At 50.0% G+C, this 23865-nt stretch carries 19 protein-coding genes; 14 read left to right on the forward strand and 5 right to left on the reverse strand.

The genetic code is table 11. The annotated features are described in order from the left end of the window. Window positions 1-197: 197 nt before the first annotated feature. Both FBQ74_RS06905 and FBQ74_RS06910 read left to right on the forward strand, forming a co-directional pair. The gene (locus tag FBQ74_RS06905; RefSeq protein WP_139755977.1) at window positions 198-1874 is read left to right on the forward strand and encodes an AMP-binding protein; all 1677 of its coding nucleotides are present in this window, start codon (window positions 198-200) and stop codon (window positions 1872-1874) included. A gap of 95 nt (window positions 1875-1969) precedes the next feature. Continuing rightward, the gene (locus FBQ74_RS06910; RefSeq protein WP_139755978.1) at window positions 1970-2335 is read left to right on the forward strand and encodes a hypothetical protein; all 366 of its coding nucleotides are present in this window, start codon (window positions 1970-1972) and stop codon (window positions 2333-2335) included. Between the two features lie 52 nt (window positions 2336-2387). Here the strand turns inward: FBQ74_RS06910 and FBQ74_RS06915 are convergent, their stop codons facing one another. Next, the gene (locus FBQ74_RS06915) at window positions 2388-3041 is read right to left on the reverse strand and encodes a dUTP diphosphatase (RefSeq protein ID WP_139755979.1); all 654 of its coding nucleotides are present in this window, start codon (window positions 3039-3041) and stop codon (window positions 2388-2390) included. A 454-nt stretch (window positions 3042-3495) separates the two neighbouring features. Between FBQ74_RS06915 and recC the strand changes: the two genes are divergently transcribed. From recC to recD, 3 genes are read left to right on the forward strand one after another with little or no spacing between them, the layout of a single operon-like run. Continuing rightward, window positions 3496-6774 (forward strand): exodeoxyribonuclease V subunit gamma, encoded by a 3279-nt coding sequence (gene recC / locus FBQ74_RS06920; RefSeq protein WP_139755980.1) that lies wholly within the window; start codon window positions 3496-3498, stop codon window positions 6772-6774. Next, the gene (gene recB / locus FBQ74_RS06925; protein WP_139755981.1) at window positions 6771-10382 is read left to right on the forward strand and encodes an exodeoxyribonuclease V subunit beta; all 3612 of its coding nucleotides are present in this window, start codon (window positions 6771-6773) and stop codon (window positions 10380-10382) included. The genes recC and recB overlap by 4 nt, the downstream gene beginning before the upstream one ends. Beyond that, window positions 10373-12235: an exodeoxyribonuclease V subunit alpha gene (gene recD, locus FBQ74_RS06930; RefSeq protein ID WP_139755982.1), complete on the forward strand. Its 1863-nt coding sequence runs from the start codon at window positions 10373-10375 to the stop codon at window positions 12233-12235. Before recB ends, recD begins: the two co-directional genes overlap by 10 nt. On the opposite strand, the gene FBQ74_RS06935 is transcribed toward recD, so the two are convergent. Beyond that, window positions 12194-12637 (reverse strand): hypothetical protein, encoded by a 444-nt coding sequence (locus tag FBQ74_RS06935; protein WP_139755983.1) that lies wholly within the window; start codon window positions 12635-12637, stop codon window positions 12194-12196. The two genes, recD and FBQ74_RS06935, sit on opposite strands and share 42 nt — an antisense overlap. Window positions 12638-12847: 210 nt before the next feature. On the opposite strand from FBQ74_RS06935, the gene FBQ74_RS06940 reads away from it, so the two are divergent. Beyond that, window positions 12848-15268: a zinc-dependent metalloprotease gene (locus FBQ74_RS06940; protein ID WP_139755984.1), complete on the forward strand. Its 2421-nt coding sequence runs from the start codon at window positions 12848-12850 to the stop codon at window positions 15266-15268. A gap of 28 nt (window positions 15269-15296) precedes the next feature. Here the strand turns inward: FBQ74_RS06940 and FBQ74_RS06945 are convergent, their stop codons facing one another. Continuing rightward, complete coding sequence (locus FBQ74_RS06945) at window positions 15297-16427, reverse strand: M14 family metallopeptidase (protein ID WP_139755985.1); 1131 nt, start codon at window positions 16425-16427, stop codon at window positions 15297-15299. Window positions 16428-16432: 5 nt separating this feature from the next. Then, window positions 16433-17188: a HesA/MoeB/ThiF family protein gene (locus FBQ74_RS06950; protein WP_139755986.1), complete on the reverse strand. Its 756-nt coding sequence runs from the start codon at window positions 17186-17188 to the stop codon at window positions 16433-16435. 114 nt (window positions 17189-17302) lie between these two features. Here FBQ74_RS06950 and moaB point away from each other — a divergent pair, with 114 nt between their 5' ends. The 7 genes from moaB to FBQ74_RS06985 are packed head-to-tail and all read left to right on the forward strand — an operon-like array spanning window position 17303 to window position 21461. Next, on the forward strand, window positions 17303-17815 hold the full coding sequence (moaB, locus tag FBQ74_RS06955; RefSeq protein WP_139755987.1) for a molybdenum cofactor biosynthesis protein B: 513 nt from the start codon (window positions 17303-17305) through the stop codon (window positions 17813-17815). Further along, window positions 17812-18294, forward strand: coding sequence for a cyclic pyranopterin monophosphate synthase MoaC (gene moaC, locus FBQ74_RS06960; RefSeq protein ID WP_139755988.1), 483 nt, complete (start codon window positions 17812-17814; stop codon window positions 18292-18294). The genes moaB and moaC overlap by 4 nt, the downstream gene beginning before the upstream one ends. Further along, the gene (locus FBQ74_RS06965) at window positions 18291-18536 is read left to right on the forward strand and encodes a MoaD/ThiS family protein (RefSeq protein ID WP_139755989.1); all 246 of its coding nucleotides are present in this window, start codon (window positions 18291-18293) and stop codon (window positions 18534-18536) included. Before moaC ends, FBQ74_RS06965 begins: the two co-directional genes overlap by 4 nt. After that, the gene (locus FBQ74_RS06970; protein ID WP_139755990.1) at window positions 18537-19001 is read left to right on the forward strand and encodes a molybdenum cofactor biosynthesis protein MoaE; all 465 of its coding nucleotides are present in this window, start codon (window positions 18537-18539) and stop codon (window positions 18999-19001) included. 26 nt (window positions 19002-19027) lie between these two features. Next, window positions 19028-19774: a molybdate ABC transporter substrate-binding protein gene (gene modA, locus FBQ74_RS06975; RefSeq protein WP_168190625.1), complete on the forward strand. Its 747-nt coding sequence runs from the start codon at window positions 19028-19030 to the stop codon at window positions 19772-19774. Then, window positions 19765-20451, forward strand: a complete 687-nt coding sequence (modB, locus tag FBQ74_RS06980) for a molybdate ABC transporter permease subunit (RefSeq protein ID WP_139755992.1) — start codon at window positions 19765-19767, stop codon at window positions 20449-20451. The genes modA and modB overlap by 10 nt, the downstream gene beginning before the upstream one ends. Next, window positions 20436-21461, forward strand: coding sequence for an ATP-binding cassette domain-containing protein (locus FBQ74_RS06985; RefSeq protein WP_139755993.1), 1026 nt, complete (start codon window positions 20436-20438; stop codon window positions 21459-21461). The genes modB and FBQ74_RS06985 overlap by 16 nt, the downstream gene beginning before the upstream one ends. A gap of 5 nt (window positions 21462-21466) precedes the next feature. Here the strand turns inward: FBQ74_RS06985 and hemN are convergent, their stop codons facing one another. After that, window positions 21467-22834, reverse strand: a complete 1368-nt coding sequence (hemN, locus tag FBQ74_RS06990) for an oxygen-independent coproporphyrinogen III oxidase (RefSeq protein WP_139755994.1) — start codon at window positions 22832-22834, stop codon at window positions 21467-21469. A 335-nt stretch (window positions 22835-23169) separates the two neighbouring features. Between hemN and FBQ74_RS06995 the strand changes: the two genes are divergently transcribed. Then, a complete protein-coding gene (locus FBQ74_RS06995) occupies window positions 23170-23853 on the forward strand; it encodes a histidine phosphatase family protein (RefSeq protein ID WP_168190626.1) in 684 nt (227 codons plus the stop codon). The last annotated feature ends 12 nt before the right edge of the window (window positions 23854-23865 follow it).

The raw sequence follows: 23865 nt of genomic DNA on the forward strand, positions 1-23865 counted from the left end.
TTGATCTATCGGTACACGGTTTAATGCGTAAATTCAACATAAAACCGGTCAGTCCTGGCAGATTACAAATTTGCCAATAGGTCAGACTTATCCATTTATATCTAAAGGAATTATGCGAATCTGCTTGAGAGATAAAACATGCTTATTATATATTTGTAAAATTCGAGTAAATAAAATTGCTTCAAAAAGGAATACTTATGCCTCTGGATCTCGCAAATGAATCTGTATCCGACGTGACTGAAACACCGGTTACAATGCTGTATAAATGGGAGCGGGAACGGCCAGATTCAGTATTTCTTAACCAGCCCCGGGACGGCCAGACTGATACCTATACATGGCGGCGCGTAGCTGATGAGGCACGCCGTGTGGCAGCGCGTCTGCAAAGTATGTCATTACCCCCGAGCAGTCGTATAGCCATCTTTGCTAAAAACAGCGCAGAATGGTTTATCAGTGATCTTGGGATCATGATGGCGGGCCATGTTTCTGTCCCAATTTTTGGCTCTGCCGGAAAAAACACCATTGAATATGTACTTAAACACGCCGATGTGAAACTGGTTTTTGTCGGCAAACTGGATAATGCGCCAGAGCAGCTACCTGCTATCCCGGAACATTATCATACGGTCAGCTTTCCCTATGAGGGTATAAGTGGGTCTCAGACCTGGCAGGACTTTATCGACTGCGAGCCGATGTCAGCTTCGCCGGAACCTAACCTTGGTTCGATGATGACGATTATCTATACCTCTGGCAGTACCGGCCAACCCAAAGGCGTCGTTCACACTTACCGTTCTATTTGCTGGGCTGCGAAAAATTGCCTCGGGGCGTTGTCGGTCGACCACAGCGATCGTTATCTCAGTTATTTGCCGCTGGCGCATATAACTGAGCGGGTACTTATTGAGCTGGCTGCTTTTTATGCCGCACCTCAGGTTTATTTCGTCGAGTCACTGGATACATTCCAACGTGATGTGAAGCGTTGTGAACCTACATTGTTTGTATCTGTTCCGCGCCTATGGACAAAATTCCAGATGGGGATTCTGGCCAAGATTCCCCAGAAACGCTTAAACTTTTTATTATCTGTGCCTGTGCTCAATAAAATGATTGCCCGTAAGATTCGCCAGGGGCTTGGGCTCGATAAAGCACGATTCTGGGCCAGTGGCTCAGCGCCACTGGCTCCGGCTGTCATTCGCTGGTTCAGTAAGATTGGAATTAATATCTCCGAAGGGTGGGGGATGACAGAAAACAGTGCCTATGGCACTGCCAGTGTGCCATTTCGCGAAGACAAAATTGGTACGATTGGTAAAGCGTATGATGGTGTGGATATTCGCTTGTCCGACGAAGGCGAAATTCAGGTCAAATCACCGTGCAACATGATTGAATATTACCTGGAACCTGAAAAAACGCTGGACGCCATGACCACCGACGGGTATCTGAAAACCGGCGATAAAGGCGAGATGGATAGCGAAGGGTATATTCGGATTACCGGTCGCCTGAAAGATATTTTTAAAACTGAGAAGGGTAAATATGTAACACCGGCCCCTATAGAAGCCGCGTTTATGGAAAATCCGTTGATAGAGCAGGTTTGTGTTACCGGAACAAATTTGCCTCAGCCTATTGCCATGTTAGTGCTCAGCGAGTCAGCGGTCGATCAGGATAGGGGCGATGTCGAGCAATCGTTATCGCAAACTCTGGAAACCATAAACGCTGAGCTTGAGAGCCATCAGCGTATTGCTCATGTCGTGGTACTGGACGAGCCCTGGACGATTGAGAACGGGCTATTAACGCCCACGCTAAAAGTGAAGCGACATGTCCTGGAATCCCGCTATGAGGATCTTATACATGCAAAATTTGACAGCCGGATAGAGTTTGTCGACATGTAGTTAATGAATACGGCTGGCGTCTGGCCAGCCGTATTTGATTTGGCTAAACACAATAAACTGTATTACTCTGATTAAAAAGCCACCAGAGATACATCATGAAATCCATCAGGGCAGCATTTACTCTTCTCTTCGTCTTTTCTTTTCAAGCTAAGGCGGCAACAGACTTTGAGGAAGCCTCAACCCGCTTGTGTGACAAAATTCAGCAATGCGCGTATGACGAGCTTGAATCACAGCAACAACTCAACGACCAGATGCGGCAGATGATTAATGGTGTTGTGGATTCAATGTGTGAGCAATATCTGCAAAAGACCGATCAGCTAGAGGACGGAGAAACCGAGCAAGCGGCGGTTGCTTGTCTTGATTCGTTATCAGGCCTTAGCTGTGACGCATTGCAGGGCGGGGATCCTACTACCCCTGCCTGCAAGAAGTTTGAACAGGTGGCGGATCAGTCACAGCCATAAATAATGATAGGTGTGACTGATATTTCGGTTGTGTGTTACCTATGAGCGGGGACTAGGCCGGATAGCGTAGTCTTAATCCCTCATAAACATCGTCAGAATAACTTTCGCTGTTCATATCAAGCTGATTAAGCACTTCTACAAGGTGCTCATTGTCTTCACGCTCCTGCCAAAGCTTTTTATAGGTTCCCTCTTTGTAACCGTGATCCTGTCGGAAAAAGTTAAGGACATTCTTACCCACATACTGACGGTATAATTCCTCAGCCGACAGCTCGCATTGCGTGGCAATATGCATGAACAGCGGTACGCTGAAGCGTTTAGCAGCGCAAAGTCCTGCCATCAGTTCAAGGTTTTCCAGTAAGGATTGTTGTTGCCAGTGATAGGTTTGTCCATCGAACTGTAAATTGTCAGATGGCTGTGAAAGATCGTTCGCCAGGGCTGTAGCTGATGCGCTGATATCACCGTTGTACTTGATAATGCAATCTGATAGCGCGAAATGCCAGATATCTACAAGCTCCATTTGTAGTTGAGCAATATCTTTGGTTTGGGCTTTCCACCATTTCCAACCATGATGTTCGATAGCCTCTACTGACTCAACCATAGCTGCCCTTAAGTAAGCATAGCCAGCCTGAAGCCACTGAGGGTTGACTTTAGCATTCATCTTTTCCTGTAGCGCAAGCATGGTGGCAATTTGTTGTTCGGACAGCATAAACCTTAATTCCTGATAAATAATGTTGTCTGAATTGTACCTATTCCCCTCAATAGAGGAAAGCATCCGGACAGCCTCACCATCGCAATCAGCATTTTCGAACTAAACATGCGCCAATTCGGTGCGACTGCACTGAAATAGTTTGCGCTATTGGCTGCCGCCACGTTGTTGGAGGTGCAAGCGGTTGAATTTATGGGGTAAATTAAAATATTAAAATGGCACGCAATCTGAATTACTGATTATGTTATTTGTGCTACGTATCGGCGCTAACCCGGTAAACATGCCAGGCAACGTGTTTTTCAGGTTGTCGGTACGCGGCCCATAACTCTGCCTGCACAGATTTTTCGTGTCCTGAGGTCTGTGCGGGCTTTTTTATCGCCGTTAAGATATCCCGTATCTGGATGTCCCTGAGTAAATGTCTTACCATGAATAAAAAAGACAAAAGAAGCCAGATTTGCTCGCTTTATATCCCTCCAATAAACTTGAACATCTCAGTTATCTGTTAGGTGCCTTGCTTAAACAGCAGCCCGGTAGCGTATTACAACCTGAAACAATTCTTGTCGAAAGTCCGGGCATGCAGCACTGGCTTAATATGCAGCTGGCCAGTGAGCAGGGCATCGCGATGAATTTCGCATTCCCTCTACCTACCCGGTTTATGTGGAATACTGCCCGTACAGTATTGGGTGAGGACAAAGTTCCCCAACAATCTGCATACCGCCGAGAAGTGCTGGTGTGGCGTATCGACAGGCTTATTCAAAGCGATGCATTTTGCCATCAGAGTGTTACTGCGCCTGTATGCCAATACTGGCAGACAGCAGGTACACAAGAGGAGCAGAGCGTCCGGCGGTTACAATTTGCTGTAGCGCTGGCAGATGTTTTGGAACAGTATCAATTGTATCGTCCCCAGTGGCTGTTTAACTGGGAAGCGGGGGCAGTCAATCTTGAGGGTAGTGAGGATGAGGCGTGGCAGGCACTTATCTGGCGGATGCTGGTTGAAGAAATCCCTTTGCATCCGGCCCGATTACATCAGCAGGCGGTCAATAAACTCAGTGAAGAGGGCTGCAGCGATCTTCCCTCAAGAATTATTGTATTCGCCATTAATACCATGGCGCCTCAACTGGTGGAGTTTTTTGATGCGCTTGCCCGGCACACTGACATTCATATATTTCATCTGAATCCCTCTGTCAGTTACTGGGGAGATGTGAAAAGTGACCGTGAGCGGGCACTGACTCTGCGGCAACAGGGAATTGCCGCCTGGCGGGAAAACACACTGGATAATCCGCTGTTGGGGAATCTGGGGCAGCAAGGGCGAGATCTGTTTAACTTGCTTACCGAATTGGATACCTTCGAAGTAGCTGCATTTGATACCAGCGCACCCGAGGAGCACAGCAAATCTTCTTCCTTACTGAATCAGGTGCAGCAGGATATTTTGCATGGCTGTCACCCGAGCCGAGAATTTAGCACAGATCCTGATGACCATAGTGTAATGGTTGTAAATACGCATAGTGCGCTGCGCGAAGTGCAGGGGCTGCACGACAACTTGCTGTATCTGATGCAAAGTAACCCTGAAATCAAGCCATCGGATATTGTGGTGATGTGCCCGGCGATTGAGGATTATGCTCCGCTCATTGATGCCGTTTTTCATCGCGTCGGCACAGCCGCTCCCCAGCGTCAGGAACCGCCGCGTATTGTTTGTTCCATTGCTGACAGAACACCGCTGGATGCTGATCCACTGGTCGCAGCATTTATCAGTTTGCTTAGTCTGCCGGACAGTCGCTTCGAAGTGACAAAAATCATGGACTACCTGCGACTGGATGCGATTAGAGCGAAATTCAGTATTGAAGCGGATGATTTAACTGTTATGCAGTTTTGGCTGGAACAGGCGCACGTTCACTGGGGCGTGGATGCATCGCATAAACAGTCAGTTTCTGACAATGCAGATGCGCAACCCATGTTCAGCTGGTATTGGGGCCTGGAACGGTTGCTGGTTGGAATGGCATTGAATGATACACCTACTCTGACCGGTGAACTGCTCAGTGTTCCTGACGTTGAAGGGCAACAAAGCGTTATATTGGGTAAGCTGATCGCACTGGTGGAGCGGCTGCGCTATTTTGCCGGTGCATTAACCCAACATCGCACCGCTGATGAATGGCACCTGTTTTTAACCGAGTTAAGGCAAGCGTGTTTCATGCCTGCTGCTGAACAGGCTGATAGTTGGGAAACAATAGGAAAAGCTACCTCTGACGTTGCTGCACACTGTCGCGAGGCAAAATATGAAGAAACGCTTTCTCTCAGGCAAATACGGGACATGCTGGTACGGCGCTTCTCCTCTCCCGATGCGGGCAACCACTTCCTGACCGGACAGGTTACATTCTGCTCTATGCTGCCAATGCGTAGTATCCCCTTTAAAGTGGTGTGCGTTCTGGGGCTCAATGACGGTGAGTTTCCCCGTCAGTCTACGCCAGTCAGTATAGATTTAATGGCAGAGGCACCACGTAAGCGAGGGGACCGCTCGCGGCGCTTAGAGGATCGTTACCTGTTTTTGGAGGCTGTTATTTCAGCCAGGGAGCATCTGTACCTCAGTTATCAGGCGAACAGTGCACAGGATAATAGTGAACGGCAGCCAAGCCTGGTGCTGCAGGAGCTGCTACGCATATTGCAGGCGGAGTATGGCTTTACCGACAACCATTTGCACAAACTGTCCCTTCATCCGTTTAGCGTATCACGCTTTGGCGAACCCAGACCGGGATTTGAAAAAGGCTGGTTCCGACTGGCAAATGCAATCGCAATGCGACATGAACAGGTTAGGGAGCCTGTTGCCCCCTTACAGGAGGCCGAGATTCCCGAACAGGTGGATGTTGCAACACTGGCCAGAAGCCTGTGTCAGCCGCTTCGTCACTTCGCCCGCCATCAACTCGGGCTCAACCTTGATAGTGGAGACCCCGCGCTAGATGATTCAGAGCCTTTTACCGACAATCCGCTCACGCGTTACAAAGTATTAAGCGAACTGACTGAGAAACAGATTACCCACGCTTCAACTGCCCAAATTAAACAGATGGCCAGACTCAGCGGGGAATTACCTTCAACGCCTCTCACCACCGATTTATTGGATAACTGGGAGCAGGGTGCACAAGCACTATCTGATGCTATTGATTTGTCTGCTGCAACTGAACAAAAACTGCAGTTGTCGTGCAACGGTATTACGGTCACCGCACAGGTATTGGTAATGTCCGACAAGCTGGTGTTGTGGCACAGTGGGTCACAAAATACTAAACGTAAACTTGAACAGCTTCTGAGTCTGCTAGTGTGCTGCGCACATGGTAGCGAACTGCCGCTGGAAGTCTATTTTATTAACTGGGTGAAGGGAGCACCGGTACCAAGAAAAGCGATAATCGCCCCGGTTGAACCTCAGGCGGCGTCACAAATGCTAACCCGGTTTACCGAGCTTTATGTGCAGATTCACCGCGAGCCGGTTCCCTGCTATGCCGATGTAGCGCTTACGTTGCTTAAAAAGGCAAAAGAGCAATCACTGGTTCAGTGGCAGCATAGCGATGACGCGACCTATGAATGGCAGAAATTATGGCAGGGCAGTATGGCCGCACCCGGAATAAAAGATGACTACTACGCACGCTGGTTTTTTCCCGATGGTATATCACTTGATGCGCTGCCTTTAGAAACCATGGATACGTTGTTCCGGCCATTATCCGAAAACTATAAAGAGAAAAAAGTATGAGTAAGGGCGAGGTGCAAACCAGTGCTGCGCTGGATGTCGTAGCTTTACCCTTACATGGGCGGCATCTTATCGAAGCCAGTGCGGGAACCGGCAAAACATTTAATATCACACGCCTTTATTTGCGCTTGCTACTCGAAAAAAAGCTGGGTGTACAACAAATTCTGGTGATGACATTTACCAATGCCGCCACCGAAGAGATTCGCGGCAGAATAGCGCAGACACTGGACGCTGCGTTGACGTACTGGCAAGAACGTCGTCTTAACGGGCCGGTAGAGGAAGATCCGGTTTTTGCCCAGCTGTACGACCGGTTTGCCGGTGAAGAGGCTGAACAATTGCTTCAGGCCGCTTTGCTTGAGCTGGATGAAGCGTCGGTGTACACCATTCACGGGTTTTGTAACCGGATCTTAAGTGAATTGGCGTTCTCAGGCGGTGCAGCAATGCAGCTTTCGCTGCAAACTGACACGCGGGAGCTTTATCTGCAGGCGGCCCGGGACTGGATCCGCCATATGTCCGGCAAGGAGGAGGAATACAGCCTACTGGTGCTAGCTGGTTGGCATATTCCAGAGCAATTTCTGGCGACCTTTGAAAGTGCTATTCGCAGTGGTCTTAGTCCTCGTGTTGTTACCGCGCAGGAGATTACCGAGCAGGCTGAGGCTGCGCTGGCAGACCGGCAAAAGGCTCTGCAACCGCAATTTAAGCAGGTCAGGGATACCATTACCAGTCAGTATGATGTGATTGCCGATGCACTGATTATTAATGATAAAAACCGTGCGTTAAGAGAATCCCAATTTGAGGAGATCACCGCCTGGCTGCACGCTGCATCTGTCAGTCCGGCACCAGATGCACTGGGTAAGTTTGTTCACGGCAATCGTTTGCGAGGCAAAGACGATCTCAAAGCGTTACTGGCGCCGCTGAAGTCCCTGGCTACTGAGGTAAAATCTGCCATCGATAGCATCGAAAAGCAGCGTGATGCACAGCTTGACGCTGCGCCGGCGATGCAGGTGGCAGCACAGGCATTCGCCTTCATTCGTGCACATGTTACCCGACAGAAGGCACAGCAGGGGATTGTCGATTTTGACGATCTTATTACCATGCTGGCAGAAAAAACCGACCATGCAGATACGGAACTGGCACGAGCATTACGCCGCAAATTCCCCGCCGCGTTAATTGATGAGTTTCAGGATACCGATGCTAACCAGTATCAGATTTTATCCAGTGTTTACCCACCCGATAGTATCAATGAAATTTTGTTGATGATTGGCGATCCTAAACAAGCTATTTACGGGTTTCGCGGCGGCGATATATTTACCTATCTCAAAGCCGGCAGAAGTGCAGACTTTCGTTGGGTGATGGACACCAATTATCGTTCGGTGCCAGCGATGGTGCAAAGTTATAACCGCTTATTCTACGGTGCACCTTTAGATGGGGCGCCGGCAGATGTTTTCGGCTTTGACATAAGCTATGACCCGGTTAACGCCGCCCCTACGGCCAGTGCTAACAAAACACCCTTACATGATCCGGAGACTGACCGGCAGGCGCTTAACTATATCGCTTTAGCGTCAGATAGCACCGAGGACACGCCAGCGAAATTTGTGATGCAACAGCAGCTTGCCCGGTGGATTGCAAATGAGATTGTGCGCCTGCTGCAGCAGGCCAGACTGGGCGAGACGCCACTTAAGCCACAGGATATAGCCATTCTTGTGCGCAGTGCCGGTGAGGCAAAGATTATTCAGCAGGCATTGCAAACAGCCGGACTGGCGTCTGTTTTTCTCAGCAACAGAGAAAACCTTTTTGCAGCCGGAGAGGCCAGGGATCTCTATCGCGTTCTGGACGGTATCTGGCATTACAGTGATCATGGTCGATTATGTGCAGCCCTGAGTAGTCCTATGTTCGGATTGTCTCATCAGACCCTTATTGACCTGCTCTATCACGAAAATGACCAGCTTTGGGAGTCGGTCATGGAGACCATCAGCCTGCTGCGCCGGATTTGGCAGCAACGAGGTTGTATGGCCCTGATACTCCATCTTATGGAAGAGTCTTTTGCAGCGGGTGGCGATGAGATTGAGCGCCAGCTCACCAACTATCTGCATTTGGCAGAAGTACTTGAACGTGAAGCTGCTACACGTGCTCAGCCTGAGCAATTACTAATCTGGCTGCATCGTCAAATCAGTGAGCCAGCGCTGGCACAGGAGCATGTGCAACGCCTTGAAAGTGATGCGCATTTGATTCAGCTGATAACGCAACACGGCGCTAAAGGGTTGGAATATCCTATTGTGTTTGTGCCATTCGCCAGCGACTATCGCAATCCGGTCAAAGTCGGTAATCAGGAAGTCGCGCTTTTTCGCTACTTTGATGACACAACTAACACGTTATGCCTGCAACTGGGTGCAACTCCCGATATTAAGGAGCGTGTCACCCAGGAAGCTGATGCAGAAGCTATGCGCCTGCTTTATGTGGCTGTTACCCGTGCGGCCCACCGTTGCTATCTGGGGGTTGCGCCGTTTGATAATCACCTGCAATCGTCTCTTGCCAAAGCCGCTGATGTTGGTGCGTATGATAGCTGGGAGCAGGCGATTACCCGTATCAGTCAGGAATCTGGCACATCGACAGCGTTAGTCCATGCTACCGACGAGTCCCATGCTCAGCTATCAGACATCTCATCAGAAGCCACTCCAGATCTCAACGTAGATACGTTTACCGGTGACGTAAAAGAGGCATGGCGACTGTACTCGTTTTCTGCACTGGCCAGAAAAGAGAGGGTGGTAAACCAGACCCGACGGGAGGCCGAGCTACAGGAGATACTTCCGCAGACAATGGGAGAGCCAGAGTCATTACCAATGCGCTTTTCATTTCAAAAAGGCGCTGCAGCCGGTAACTTACTGCATGATATTCTTGAGATCACAGACTTCAGTCGTCCAGACTGGTTCAGTGAGTCGCAGATGACAACACTGGCGCCTATGACACAGTTGTTTGGTCTGGATGATGCTGAAACTGAGGCGCTGTTTGACTGGCTGCAACAAGTTCTGGACACGCCGTTAAACAGAAATGGCCTTACACTCTCGGGGCTGAGTAAAGCGTCCACCCTGCGCGAGGCGGAGTTTTATTTTCCCATGGCAAATCTCAGCCAGCAGCAGCTTAACCAGTTTCTGGCCGATTACCGGCAGGGACAGGATCATGGCGCCCGATTTTTCCCTGCATTCGATACGCATCAGTTAGAAGGCATGATGCATGGTTTTATTGATTTGATTTTTGAGTATGAGGGTAAATACTTTGTCGCTGATTATAAGTCCACCTATCTGGGCGATACATTCGGTGACTATTTGCCAGAAAAGCTACGCCACAATAATCAGCACCATCTCTACGATCTGCAGTATCTTATTTACAGCGTGGCACTACATCGTTATCTGCAAAATAGCTTACCTGATTATTCAGCACAAAAGCATTTTGGCGGTGTTTATTATCTTTATGTACGCGGTATGCACCCGGAAAACGAGAACAAAGAAGGCGTGTACTTTACGCCTCTTTCTGTTTCACGATTACATGCCCTGGACCGCCTTTTCGCCAGTCAGGACAGTCAGAATAAAGCGGGAGAAAGCGTATGCAGTTAATTGCTTTTCCTGACACTTTCACCGAACTGGCAGATGTCGAGCTAATTGATGGCTATTTTGCCTCACAGTTTTACTGCGATTCCGATGCCGAACACCAACGCCTGTGGTTTATGATTCTGGTGGCGCTGTCGTATCATCAGCGTCAGGGGCATACCTGTCTCGTGGTTGACGTATTAGCGAACACTCGTCTTTTTGAAGATGCCCAGAGCGAATCTAAAGGATGGCTTTTCCCCGCTCAACCTGTGCTGAACGAAGCGGTAGAGCGCGCTATGAGTCAGTGTAATTATAACGACGCGCTGTGCTATGAACAGGGACGTTTATATACGCTCAGGTACTGGCAGTTTGAAAATGATATTGCCAGCGCACTGAGTGCGCGTATCGCGCGAATCGCTCCCGAACCAGCCCATTACGAGAGGCTGCGCCCGATTTGGCCGATTCTGTTCCCGGCTACGGGCGCTATGCTGCAAGACTGGCAACAGATTGCAACCGCTGCCGCGCTGCAGCAGCGTTTCACCATTATCAATGGTGGTCCCGGTACCGGAAAAACCTACACGGTGACACGGTTATTGCTTGCCTTACAATGCATGAATAGTCTCTCGCTGAATATTCAGCTTGCTGCACCGACAGGTAAGGCCGCACAGCGCATGAATGAGTCAGTATCTCATGCATTGGGTCAGTTACAGGCAGATCTTCCTCCAGATTTAATCAGCAGCGTTTCCACCGACGCCGTGACCGTGCACAGGTTGTTGGGGATTTCGCGCTATGGCGTACAGACTCGTCATCATGCACAGTCACCACTGAACTGTGATGTGCTCATTATTGACGAAGCCTCCATGGTAGATACTGCATTGATGGCCCGTATTGTAAGGGCATTACCCGAGCATGCCGCACTTATACTGGTTGGCGATGCAGACCAGCTGCCAGCGGTCGAGTCGGGTAATGTGCTCGAAGCACTGATTAACGATCAGCGCAACGACGAGGTGTCTGAGCCACTTTCTGCACACCTTAAGAAACTGAACCCGAGGTTACCGGCGCTAGCGATCAGTAATCAGGCACGTGATTATGTCCAGACCCTAAAAGTCAGCCAGCGTTTCAGCGGCGATCTGTCAGTAGTTGCACGGGGGATCAGGCAGGGAGAGGCTGACGAAGCTATGGCGGGTATATCTTGTCTTGCAGCATTACCCGACGACATTATGGCTGCTTCAGACGGCGTGAGCATGGTCTCACCGGATAAATTTGAAAGCGGACTGAGCGTCATGGCTAAACAATGTTTTTCTGCTATTGCCCAAAGTAAGAGCGTCACAGAAGCATTAGCTGCAATGCAGACATGTCGCTGGCTGACATCAACCCGCCGCGGTCCGTTAGGGGTTGAACAACTTAATCTGAATATTGAACAGGCACTGGGTGTCATTGCTGCCGGTGCTGTTAGTCGCCATTATAAGGGACGCCCGGTGATGGTTACACAGAATAACTATGCACAGCGACTGTTCAATGGCGATGTTGGCATTATCTGGCCAGATGAGAATCACCAGCTGAAAGCCTGGTTTGAAACCGAAACAGGTTTGAGAGCGGTCAGCCTGAGTCGGTTGCCAACAGTAGAAACGGTTTACGCCATGACGGTGCACAAGTCTCAGGGCTCAGAGTTTGCCCGGGTGCTGATGATTCTGGCGCCGCCGCTCAGTAGCCAGATGGCGGCGCTGAATACCCGCGAGCTGCTGTATACGGGGCTGACAAGGGCCAAACGGGCCTGCATGCTTATTGCTACCACCTCGCAATTTACCCAGGTAGTGAATACCCGGGTACAACGACACTCAGGGCTTGCTTCGCTGATGTCGCAAGCCGGTACAAAATAAGCACTGCGAAGCGGATGTCAGCGAAAAACAAAACAGATGCGCCGTGTATGCTAAGTGGCGACACCGAAACACTGTCAGCGGGCGGGTAGGCGCTAAAATTAACTGTCCGGTATAAAACAGTTCAGACACAGGCGCCTTGATCCCCTGCAGAAAAAGGCCGGCACAGGCATCATGACTCAGCCATGCCAGTGGTTGACCGACCTCGGCGACGGTTACAGGTTGCTCCGCCCAGTATTCGCAAAGCGTTATATCTGCACCAAATACCGGCTTGTCAGCAACCAACACCGTGCTAGCGTCACTACAATGCACTGAAGGCAACGCATATAGCTCACCCGTTCCCGCTTTGCCGGCAAGCTGATTTACCGGTGGCGGTAAAGCGGGGAAAGTACGCGCGCTACACATAGTGATTACCTGTTTAACAATGACAGGGTCAGCGTAATCTTTTTACCAAAATCGTGTGTTGATGCAGATCAACCGCGTCTACCTGCGTGTCGTTATTGGCTTGCATGGCACGCATAGCGACTTATTCGTGGACAGCCTGATAACAAATCCGCTAGGGTAGGTGTAATGCCTGTTATTACAGTCACATCAGACAATACTAAATAAAAAAGGATGCTTATGTCGCGACAACAATCAGCAATTCGTTCTGTATTGCAGTGCGTGCTTCTCGTAACCACGTTAACGATGAGTGCAGGGGCGTTTGCTGAGCGTGAGGATTTGCAGTCATTTACTGAATCAATGACTGCGCAGCAGGGCTTCGTACCTATTTACTATGATGAAGAAAACGGAAAGCTTTATCTGTCGGTGAGTCAATGGAACACGCCAATGCTGTTCCATTCGGCTCTGCCACACGGCATTGGCTCAAACGATATTGGTTTGGACCGGGGGCAATTAGGTGATACACGCCTGGTGCAGTTTGAGCGGCACGGAAAGCAGGTCTTTTTGCGTCAGTTGAATACCACATTTCGGGCAAGTGCTGACAATCCGGCAGAGAAGCAAAGTGTTACCGAAGCCTTTGCTGACTCAGTGATTGCCGGCTTTGAAATTGTCGCGCAGGACGATGACACGGTACTTATCGATTACACCCCTTATCTGTTAAGTGATATTCATAAGATTGCCAAACGTTTGAGTGACACCGATCAGGGTAGCTATTCCATCGATAAGGCACGCAGCAGCGTATTTTTACCCCGTACCAAAGCATTTGATACCAACACAGAGCTGGAATCCATTGTCACCTTTACCGGCAGTGACGCGGGTAAATATGTACGTCAGGTTACACCGTCGCCTGATAGCATAACAGTGCACCTGCATCACTCGTTTCTTGCGGCGCCGGATGACAATTATCAGCCCCGGCTATTTCATCCTTACTCCGGCTTCTGGAAAACACGGTTTTTTGATTACTCCGCTGCTATCAATGAGCCTATGGAGAAAAAATTCATCACCCGGCATCGTCTTTACAAAAAGGACCCGGGCGCCAAGTCCAGTGAGCCGGTAACACCGATTGTTTATTATCTTGATCCCGGCATACCTGAGCCCGTTAAAGGAGCATTGATGCGTGGTGCCAGGTGGTGGGATCAGGCGTTTGAATCAATAGGCTATAAAAATGCATTTCAGGTAAAAACACTGCCAGAGGATGCCGACCCGATGGATGCACGTTATAACGTCATTCAGTGGGTACACAGGGCGACCCGGGGATGGTCATACGGCAGCTCCATCGTTGACCCTCGCACTGGTGAGATTATCAAAGGTCACGTTACGCTCGGCTCGTTACGTGTCAGACAGGATTACCTGATTGCTCTAGCCCTTAGCAGCCCGTTTTCTGATGAGCAGGCTGATACATCAGCGCAGCAGAAAATGGCACTGGACCGTATTGCGCAGTTGTCCGCTCACGAGGTGGGGCACACTCTGGGCTTAGCACATAACTTTGCGGCCAGTGAAAATGACAGAGCCTCTGTGATGGATTACCCGCATCCGATGTTGAAAGAGAAAAACGGCAGCATCGATTTTTCCTCAGCATACGATACTGGTATGGGGAAATGGGATAAACACGCTATCGAGTACGGCTATCAGGACTTTGGGGACAATGGGGATAACGAAGACGCGCTGGCGCAGATTATTCAACGCGCGAAAGATGAGGCGCTGTCGTTTAAAACCGATTTTGATACCCGTTCGGCGTCTTCGGCATCTGCCAGCGGCCATATGTGGGATAATGGTTCAGATGTCCTGAAATCTTACGGACAGATAGTTGCACTACGAAAAAATGCGTTGCAGCGAATGGGCGAGGCGACACTGGAGAATGGCCAAACCTACTCTTCTTTGGAAGATAAGCTGGTACCGGTTTACCTGCTACATCGCTACCAGCTTGCAGCCGTGGCTAAGCAGGTGGGCGGACTGAATTATGACTATGAATTAAAACAACCGGACAGTAAGCCGGCAGGGCAGTCCATGGTCCCTGCACAACAGCAGAAAATGGCAATAAAAGCGCTCATTACTGCGTCGTCTCCTGACTTTTTGCAAATGCCTGAAAAGTTGCTTTCACTTATCACGCCTACCGCTTTTGGTGATGATATCACTCGCGAGCATTTCAACGGGCGTATGGGGACCCCTCTTGACCCTGTGTCTGCAGCTGAATCAGCCGCTGACTATAGCCTGAGCCTGTTACTGGATGCACAACGGTTGAACCGGTTGTCCTGGCAGGCCAGCCAGCAACGTGCGCTACCCGGTGTAACTGCTGTGATTAACCGGGTATTGCAGCAACACTGGTATGAGCCTGAAGCGGATTACGGGCTAAATCAGCGACTGGCAATGGTGTCACTAAATGCAATCTTTAACGCACTGGCATCTGATGAACTGGCACCTGAAGTCCGTGCTGATATTGATGTCGCGTTGATGAAATTTACCCGTTGGCTGGACAAGGACAGCAAGCTTGCACAAGCTGATGTATTGCATTCCCATATGCAGCAATACTGGCGCACCGGGAAATGGCCACTGGCTTTCCAGGTAAAACCGCTGCCGCCGGGTTCACCCATCTAGCAAAAAAGGGGCGATAAGCGCCCCTTTTCTATTCACTGGTAATGTCGAAGTACCGGGTAAAGGCTTTGTAAAGCTGCGTACCACTAAGAACCGAAGCGGATGGAAAGTGAAGAATCGGGATCACGTCACATGGTGCAGTAACCGTGAACGTTGCATCGGCATTGTCCAGCTCATCAATATTCAATACCCTGGCAAGAGGCTCTCCTGCGCTTATTTTATCGCCGGGCCTGGCTACATACTCCACCATGCCTCCCCACTGTGTATACAGCGTGCGATAATCCTTCAGGTATACGCCAACCCTATGCATCGCTAATGGCTCATACGGACAGTCATTGATGATCCCGCGCTTGCTCAGGTAGGACAGGATGCTCTGTGCATCCTGCTTACCCTCTTCAAAGGCAATAACTTCCTGGCTGCCCATTTCCAGCGTCATAGCTTCTACGTTGCAGCTCACTGCTTCCTGACGCTGGGCTGAAATAAGTGATTGCAGTGTCCACCAGGGGCAGAATGTGGCTTCATCAAGTGCGCCGGCAAATTGGTTAGGGATCAAAATGGTATGAGGAATATTAAGCAATTTCGCGGCGTCTGCTGCATATTCTGGCAGATAAACATGGCGGGTTGAGACCGGGCCATTATGCAGGTCCAATACAATATCGGCATCCACAGCCAACAACTGCAGTTTCAAATTGAGTTGCTGGGCAAGGCCAAGGCCCCATCCCGAGCTGAGCTTTTCATTTATTGCCTGTCGCCAAAATGCTCTGAACCGCTGTTTCACAGAAGACAGGCTCTCCTGCGCTGACACTGTTTCAGCAAACTCGTGGACTTTTTGCTCATCGTAATAGTAACCGCGGTTCCAGTTGGTTCCATTCACCGGATCGAATCGACCCAGGGTGTATTCGCCAGCCTTGATGTTTGTGCCAACCGGGTTGCAGTTAGGCACCAGGATAATTTCTCCGCATACATCGAGTTGCTTTAGATACTGAATAAGCTGATAAATAACAACATTGCCCTGAACTTCAGCGCCATGAATGGAGCTTTGTATGTAAACAGTCGGGCCGGGTTTGCTTCCGGTAATGCGATAGATGGGCACATTCATGTTGCGGCCCGACGCATTTTGCGCCACAACCATGTGAGATTTACTGATAGTACTTTGTGTCATGGAAATCACTTATTCTGACAAACAGGGCAATCTGACCTGCGCGGGACCTGGAATTTTTGCCACTGACCGGAAAGTCCGTCAAACAACTGTAAACTGCCGGTCAGAGGCTGGCCAATGCCAGCAATAACCTGCATGGCCAGAAGCGCCTGCTGAGCGCCGATAATTGCTACAACGGGTGCAAAGATACCGGACTCGGTGCAGCTAAGAGTCCGGTTTCCGGTTAGTGCGCCAACACACGCATAGCAGGGTGAATCCGGCGCGTAGCAGGTCACAAACAGCTGGCCCTCAAAACGAATCGCTGCCCCACTGACTAATGGGGTTTTTGTCGCAGCACAGGCTTTGTTAATTTCAAGGCGACTGGCAAGATTATCAGTGCAGTCAATAACAATATCGTGTGCGCTGACTTCGCGGGCAAGGTTGTCTGACGCCAGTCTGCTTTTTATCGTATCAATATAACACTCTGAATTTAACCGGATAAGGCGTTCTTTTGCCGCACTGACTTTGAAGCGCCCTACATCTGCCTCACCAAACAAAATCTGGCGGGGCAGGTTGGTAACTTCCACACTATCGTTATCTACCAGTGTCAGCGCGCCAACACCCGAGCTGGCCAGAAGCTGGGCTGCACTGCATCCCAGGCCACCGATACCAATAATCAGCACACGCGCGTTAAGCAGGTGCTCCTGTCCGTCTATATCAATTTGAGGCAACACTATATGGCGATTGTACCGCATTGCCTGTTCGTGACTGATGGGATTTGTCATAAGAATAATAAATAGTGAAATAATTCAGAAAAACAAACGTATATGCGTTTGATTGGCATTCATTTACGATACCATAATCCCATTAGTTCACAGAATCACTTTGCAAGGGGCAGTATGTCGGAAACCATTACCTCACTCAATATTGCTGTACTGACAGTGTCGGATACCCGCACGGTTGATAGCGATAAGTCAGGACAGTATCTGGTCGAAGCGCTGGAGTCTGCTGGACACCGCTTAATAGACCGTGCGCTGGTAAAAGACGATATCTATAAACAACGAGCGGTGGTCTCAGACTGGATCGCCAGGGACGATGTGCATGCCGTCATTACCACCGGTGGGACAGGGTTTACGTCGCGCGACGATACCCCCGAAGCCCTGCGGGTTTTATTTGATAAGGATGTGGACGGATTTGGTGAATTGTTCCGTCAGATCTCCTATGAAGAGATAGGCACATCGACTATTCAGTCACGGGCGCTGGCCGGGTTTGCCAATCGAACGGTCATTTTTTGTCTGCCCGGTTCAACGGGCGCCTGTAAAACGGGCTGGACGAAGCTTATAAAAAGCCAACTGGATGCGAATTATAAACCCTGCAACTTTGTGGGGCACCTTACAGGGGCGAGGTCATGACAGGCTTTAGCCATCTTAATGCGAAGGGTGAGGCAAATATGGTTGATGTCTCGCAAAAAGATGTCACTGTTCGCGAAGCTATTGCCGCAGGCTATCTCTATGCCAGTGAGGCAGTACTGTCGGCCATTGCTGATGACCGTATTGCCAAGGGAGATGTGTTTGCGGTGGCGCGTATTGCCGGCATCCAGGGCGCCAAACGCTGCGCCGACCTGATTCCCTTGTGCCATCCTTTGGCACTATCTAAAGTCGATATTCAATTTGATGTTCAGCCTGAATCAGGGCGTGTTGAAGTGCGCTGCTTTTGCAAGCTTGCTGGTAAAACCGGTGTCGAGATGGAAGCTCTGACCGGGGTTAATGTTGCCCTTCTTACGTTGTTTGATATGTGCAAAGCACTGGATCCGGGCATGCAGTTGGATAACATTCGTGTGCTAGAGAAGCAGGGCGGAAAGACAGGTAAGTGGGAGAATCCATCGCTATGATTACGGTAAAAGCATTTGCGCAGGTGCGCGAAGTCGTAGGTCACGATGAGTGGCAGGTCGAGGGAGCGCAACAGCAAACGGTTGCAGATGTCCTGAGCAATCTGTGTGAGCAGGATGTACGCTGGAGAGCGGCGATGGATGACCAGCTTTTGGTGGCCGTTAATCATACTATGCGGGATAGCGAATTTATCGTACATGATGGCGACGAAGTCGCTTTTTTCCCCCCGGTGACCGGAGGCTAAATGTTCGCAAGGGTCAGTGATACCAATTTCAATCAGCAATGTCTTTACGATGAATTGATGGACGGATGCCCTGATTCGCCCGGGGCTATCGTGACGTTCACCGGATTGGTCAGAGACTTCAACCAAACCGGAAAAATCGATGGGCTGAGTCTTGAGCACTACCCGCAAATGACCGCGCAGGCGATGAAATTGTTGGCTGAGGAGGCCGTTTCGCGTTTTTCACTCATCAACGCAGGTATGGTGCATCGCGTTGGGTATCTGAGCAACTATTCGCAGATTGTCTGGGTAGGGTGTGCAGCGTCTCACCGTTCAGCCGCGTTTGATGCAGCCTGTTATATAATGGATACGCTTAAAACAGCGGTACCGCTATGGAAAAAGGAGTTTCAGAACAGGCAGGGTCATTGGGTTAAAGCCAAAGCGTCTGATGCCAGTGCATCGCTTGCCTGGATGAAAAATAAAGACTGATGAAGCTATTTTTGTCGTTTGTTTTAATGAGTGTTTTTTTAGCTTTCCCGTCCTCCACCCGGGCGAAGGAAACGCCATTGCGACTGGCTGTGGCTGCGAATTTTGCGCCGGTACTGGATAAGATTGCCGGAGATTTTTCAGCGCGTACAGGTATTAAAACATCGGTCACTGTGGCATCGAGCGGTACATTGTTTGCGCAAATCAGAAACGGCGCCCCCTTCGACATATTCTTGAGTGCCGATGCACGACGACCGCAACAGCTTGTCAGCGAAAATCTGGCAGATAGCGACTCACTGATAGCATATGCCACAGGTAAACTGGCTTATGTGTCTGATAATCCTGCAATCAGTGATGTCGATACCCTAATTGCATCACTTAACCACAACCCGGGACGGTTGGCGATAGCGCATCCCGAGCTGGCCCCCTATGGCAGGGCTGCGCTGCAGTTTTTGCAAAAAAGCGGGCTAGAGGATGAATTTGCCGGGCGCCTGGTACGGGGGAAAAACGTACTGCAGGCCTGGCAGTACTTTGAGACAGGTAATGTCAGCCAGGCCCTCGTCGCGGCGTCGCTGGTAGCGAATAAACATGAAGGCAAAGTCGTCATTCCCTCTTTTTTGCACGATGAAATTACCCAAAAGCTGGTTATTCCCGGCTCATCTGAACGTCATCACGATGCGATGCGCTTCATCTGCTATTTGGTATCAGAATCTGTTCAGCGCTCGCTTAAAAGTGCGGGCTACGAACCTGTTCAAACACCGGGCGTATGCCGGTGAGCGGTGATGTAACAGCCATCTGGCTAACCCTAAAACTGGCTGCGCTAACCAGTTCTATCCTGCTGATAATAGCGACGCCGGTGGCGTGGTGGTTATCCTGCTGGCAGCACCGGCTTAAAAGTGTTGTGCTGTCGGTCATTGCACTTCCGCTTATACTGCCACCGACGGTACTTGGCTTTTATTTGCTACTGGCATTTGCACCCGATAGCTGGCCGGGGCAATGGTGGCAATCTGTGTTTGGTACATCACTGGCATTTTCTTTCAGCGGGCTGGTTATCGGCTCCGTTATTTACTCATTGCCCTTTGCAGTCCAGCCTTTGTATACAGGCTTCACGCAACTCGATCGCCGTTATCTGGAAGTCGGCAAAACATTTAATATGGGCAAGTTCGCCCGGTTTTCCCGGATAGTTGTGCCCTTGTGTCAGTCATACTTTTTCGTCGCGCTAGGCCTGACGTTTGCCCATACCATTGGTGAATTTGGCGTGGTGCTGATGATAGGCGGGAATATTCCCGGTGAAACTCAGGTGATCGCTATCGCGTTGTACGATCATGTCGAGATGGGGCAGTATCAGCAGGCTCACTGGCTGGCCGCGGGCCTGATGCTTTTCTCTTTCTTATTGCTGTGTATCTTATACGGGGCGAATCGCGGGGGAGGGCGCCAATGGAATTTTCGGTAACGTTACCTCGTACAGCCGAATTTACTGTTGAGGCAAGCGCCTCATTGCTGAATTTCTCTATGGTAGGGCTTACCGGTCACTCCGGCGCAGGTAAAACCTCACTGTTCAGAGCCCTTGCCGGACTGGAGAAAAATGCGCAGGTACACAGTCGCTTTAAAAACGGCGCGCTTAATCGCGCCAGGGTGGGGCTGGTATTTCAGGAACCTTTGTTGCTGCCTCATCTGACTGTTGAGGGTAACTTGCAACTGGCAACACGGTACAAGGCATCTCACCGAACTATCAGTCAGGACGATGATGCAATTATTGCGGGGTGTCACTGCCAGCATTTGCTTCAGCGTTCGCCAAACGGGTTATCCGGAGGCGAGGCGCAACGTGTGGCATTGGCGCGGGCATTGCTCAACCAGCCTGAGCTGTTGCTACTGGATGAACCGTTAAGCGCTGTAGACCAGTCAACGCGCACCAGTATCATGCAATGGTTAAGAACGGTTGCAGATCAAGGCTTGCCTATGATGCTAATCAGTCATGATATCAGCGATCTGTGGTTGCATTGTCAGTCACTACTGCTGATGCAGGATGGTCAGATCGTGTGCCATGATGTGCCAGCAGAAGTAATTCATACGATGTATAAACAAAGCGCGGGGGGCAGAGTTCAACAGGTAGCTGTACTGGCCGGTCCGGTGGTACGTGCGGAGAATAGTAATGCGTTTACCGGGTTCAAATGTGAGGGGCAACTGGTTTATACGACCCGCTGCCAGGACAGTGAAAACAATAGAGCAACGCTGAGCGTCGCCGCGCACAGCGTTGTCATTGACAAAAACGGTCAGGTACCGACCAGCCTGGATAACCAGTTTATGTGTGAAGTTCAGGAGATCGGGCCACCTATTGATGAAGAGGTGACCGTATCTTTACAACGCGGTAGTGCGAGACTCTACGCGACAATCTCTGTTGCCGCCGTTAAAAGACTGAATTTGCAAAACGGCGATACTGTCCGGGCCAGTTTTCCTGCATAACTTTTCTATATTACCCGTGAATAGCGGTGGGTAATATCAGGCTGACTGAGATAAGCATCAAATGTGCTGCAGATTGTGCGGATCAGCAATCGGGCATTCTCGCTGACTTCAATTCCCTCATCTGTAAGGGTAACAAGCTTGTCCTCTACAAATGGCGCCAGTCCGGCGAGTTCCCGTGCAAAGTATGTCTGAGGACAAACACCAAACTTTGCTGTCACCTGGGTATAGGATAATTGCAGGTTGCACATTAATGACTGGATAACAAAGCGCCTTATTCTGTCGTCATCGTTAAGGCGGCAGCCTGCTGCAGACAACGACTTACCTGCGTCCAGTTTTGCGTAATACTCATTAAGCTGTTTAGGGTTCTGGCTGTACGCGCGTTGCGTTTCACTGATAGATGAGACGCCCAGCCCCAGCATGTCCAGATCATCATGGGTGGTATATCCCTGAAAGTTCCGGTGCAATTTTCCGTTTTGCTTTGCACTACACAACTCATCACCCGGTAAAGCAAAGTGGTCCATACCTATCATAACGTAGCCTGCGTCAGTAAGCTGGCGGATGGCCAGCTCCATCAGTGTCAGCTTCTGGTCTGGTGACGGTAGCCAGCTATCTTTTATTTTTCGCTGCGCAGCAAAACGAGAAGGTAAATGTGCGTAACTGAACAGTGAAATTCGCTCAGGCGCCATGGATTGTACATGGGCAAGGGTGGTGGCGAAGGTTTCCGTATTCTGGTGAGGCAGGCCATAAATTAAATCCAGATTGACCGATGAAAAACCAATGGTTTTCGCATGGCTGACCAGAGCCGCGATATGACCTGTATCCTGAACACGGTTAATGGTTTGCTGAACCTGATGATCGGTATCCTGTAGTCCGAATGACACCCGGTTGAAGCCTAACTGCACCAACCAGCCCAGATATGAGCGGTCGGTATGTCGGGGGTCCAGTTCTATACTGATTTGGGCGTCCGCTGTTATCAAAAAATGCCGCCTTAATAGCGCCATTAACCGGGTATGCTGCGCAATAGTAAGGAAACTGGGCGAGCCGCCTCCCAGATGTATTTGCTTCACTTGTCTGTGTGCTGTGAAGGCACTGCGCTGAATTATCTCTTTCTCCAGATAGTTCAGGTAGCGCTCTGCGCGATCCTGGTGTCGCGTTACGATCTTGTTGCACCCGCAATAAAAGCACAGACTGTGACAAAACGGAATATGAATATAAATAGATGAATCACGGGCCTCAGACGCGCTATCATCAATTAACAACTCAGTATCTTCAAACGGTGTGAACTGAAGCGCCGTGGGATAAGACGTGTAGCGCGGGCCGTTAATATTGTACTTCGCGGCAATTGTCCGGTCGATGATGGCGGGTATAGACATGTAAAAAGCTCTGTGAGGTGTTTAGTGCAAGTCTAACCGGGTACAGCAAGAGGCGCTTTGCGCCAGATCAAACCAACACAAAGATACAGCACGGCGCTACAGACAGGCTTGAAACGGATACCACAGAAACTCAAAAAGCCGGTTGCAGGACTTATACGTATGTAACTGTCGTAACGCTATGTATTACTCACTGTCTTTGAGAGGGCGCTGTTTGCCTCATAATACGCAACGGGGCGTATCAGAACGATGAATAAGCGCATATTCACAAGAGTAATTACACTTGTTCTTCGGGTTTTTCTACTATGGAGTCAGTCACCCATACAGCACGGAATTTTATGACAGAAATTTATCTGGTAAGGCATGGTCAGGCCTCTATGGGGCAAGAGAACTACGATGTTCTCAGTGCGTTAGGTGAGCAACAGGCGCAGTGGCTTGCCAGTTATTTTGACGAACATAACGTGCAGTTCGATCAGATGTACTGCGGTACCCTGCAACGGCAAATAGATACGTTAGCGCCTGTCTACCGGGTCCTGGCCAGTAAATCTGAATCGCTTGATGAGCCGCAGCAGCTCCCCGCGTTTAACGAATTTGATTTTATGCAGGTTATCCGATTATTTCTGCAACAGAATCCCGGGCATCATAGCGATACACCTACGGCAAAGTACTGGTTCCGCCTGTTGAAGCTCAGCATGAATGCGTGGAGCACCGATTCGCTTCCTCATTCACCTGACACTGAGCGCTGGGCTGATTTTGTCAGCCGCGTAAGCAGCGGGCTTTCACAATGCTGTGAAAACAATAGCAAACGGGTATTGGTAGCCACATCTGGTGGAGTGATTGCCTGCGTTGTTGGCACCGCGCTGGGCTTAGATGCCCGGCAAGTCGTTCGGTTGAATTTACAAATACAGAACGCCAGTATTACACGTCTGTTCAAGGGGCGTGACGGCTGGTCACTTCACTCTTTTAATGCGCTGCCGCACATGAGCTGTGCATCGCGCGCTGACAAAATAACCTATGCCTGAAAAAGGAACGAG

It is taken from the genome of Salinimonas iocasae, assembly GCF_006228385.1.
In the GTDB taxonomy this organism is placed as follows: domain Bacteria; phylum Pseudomonadota; class Gammaproteobacteria; order Enterobacterales; family Alteromonadaceae; genus Alteromonas; species Alteromonas iocasae.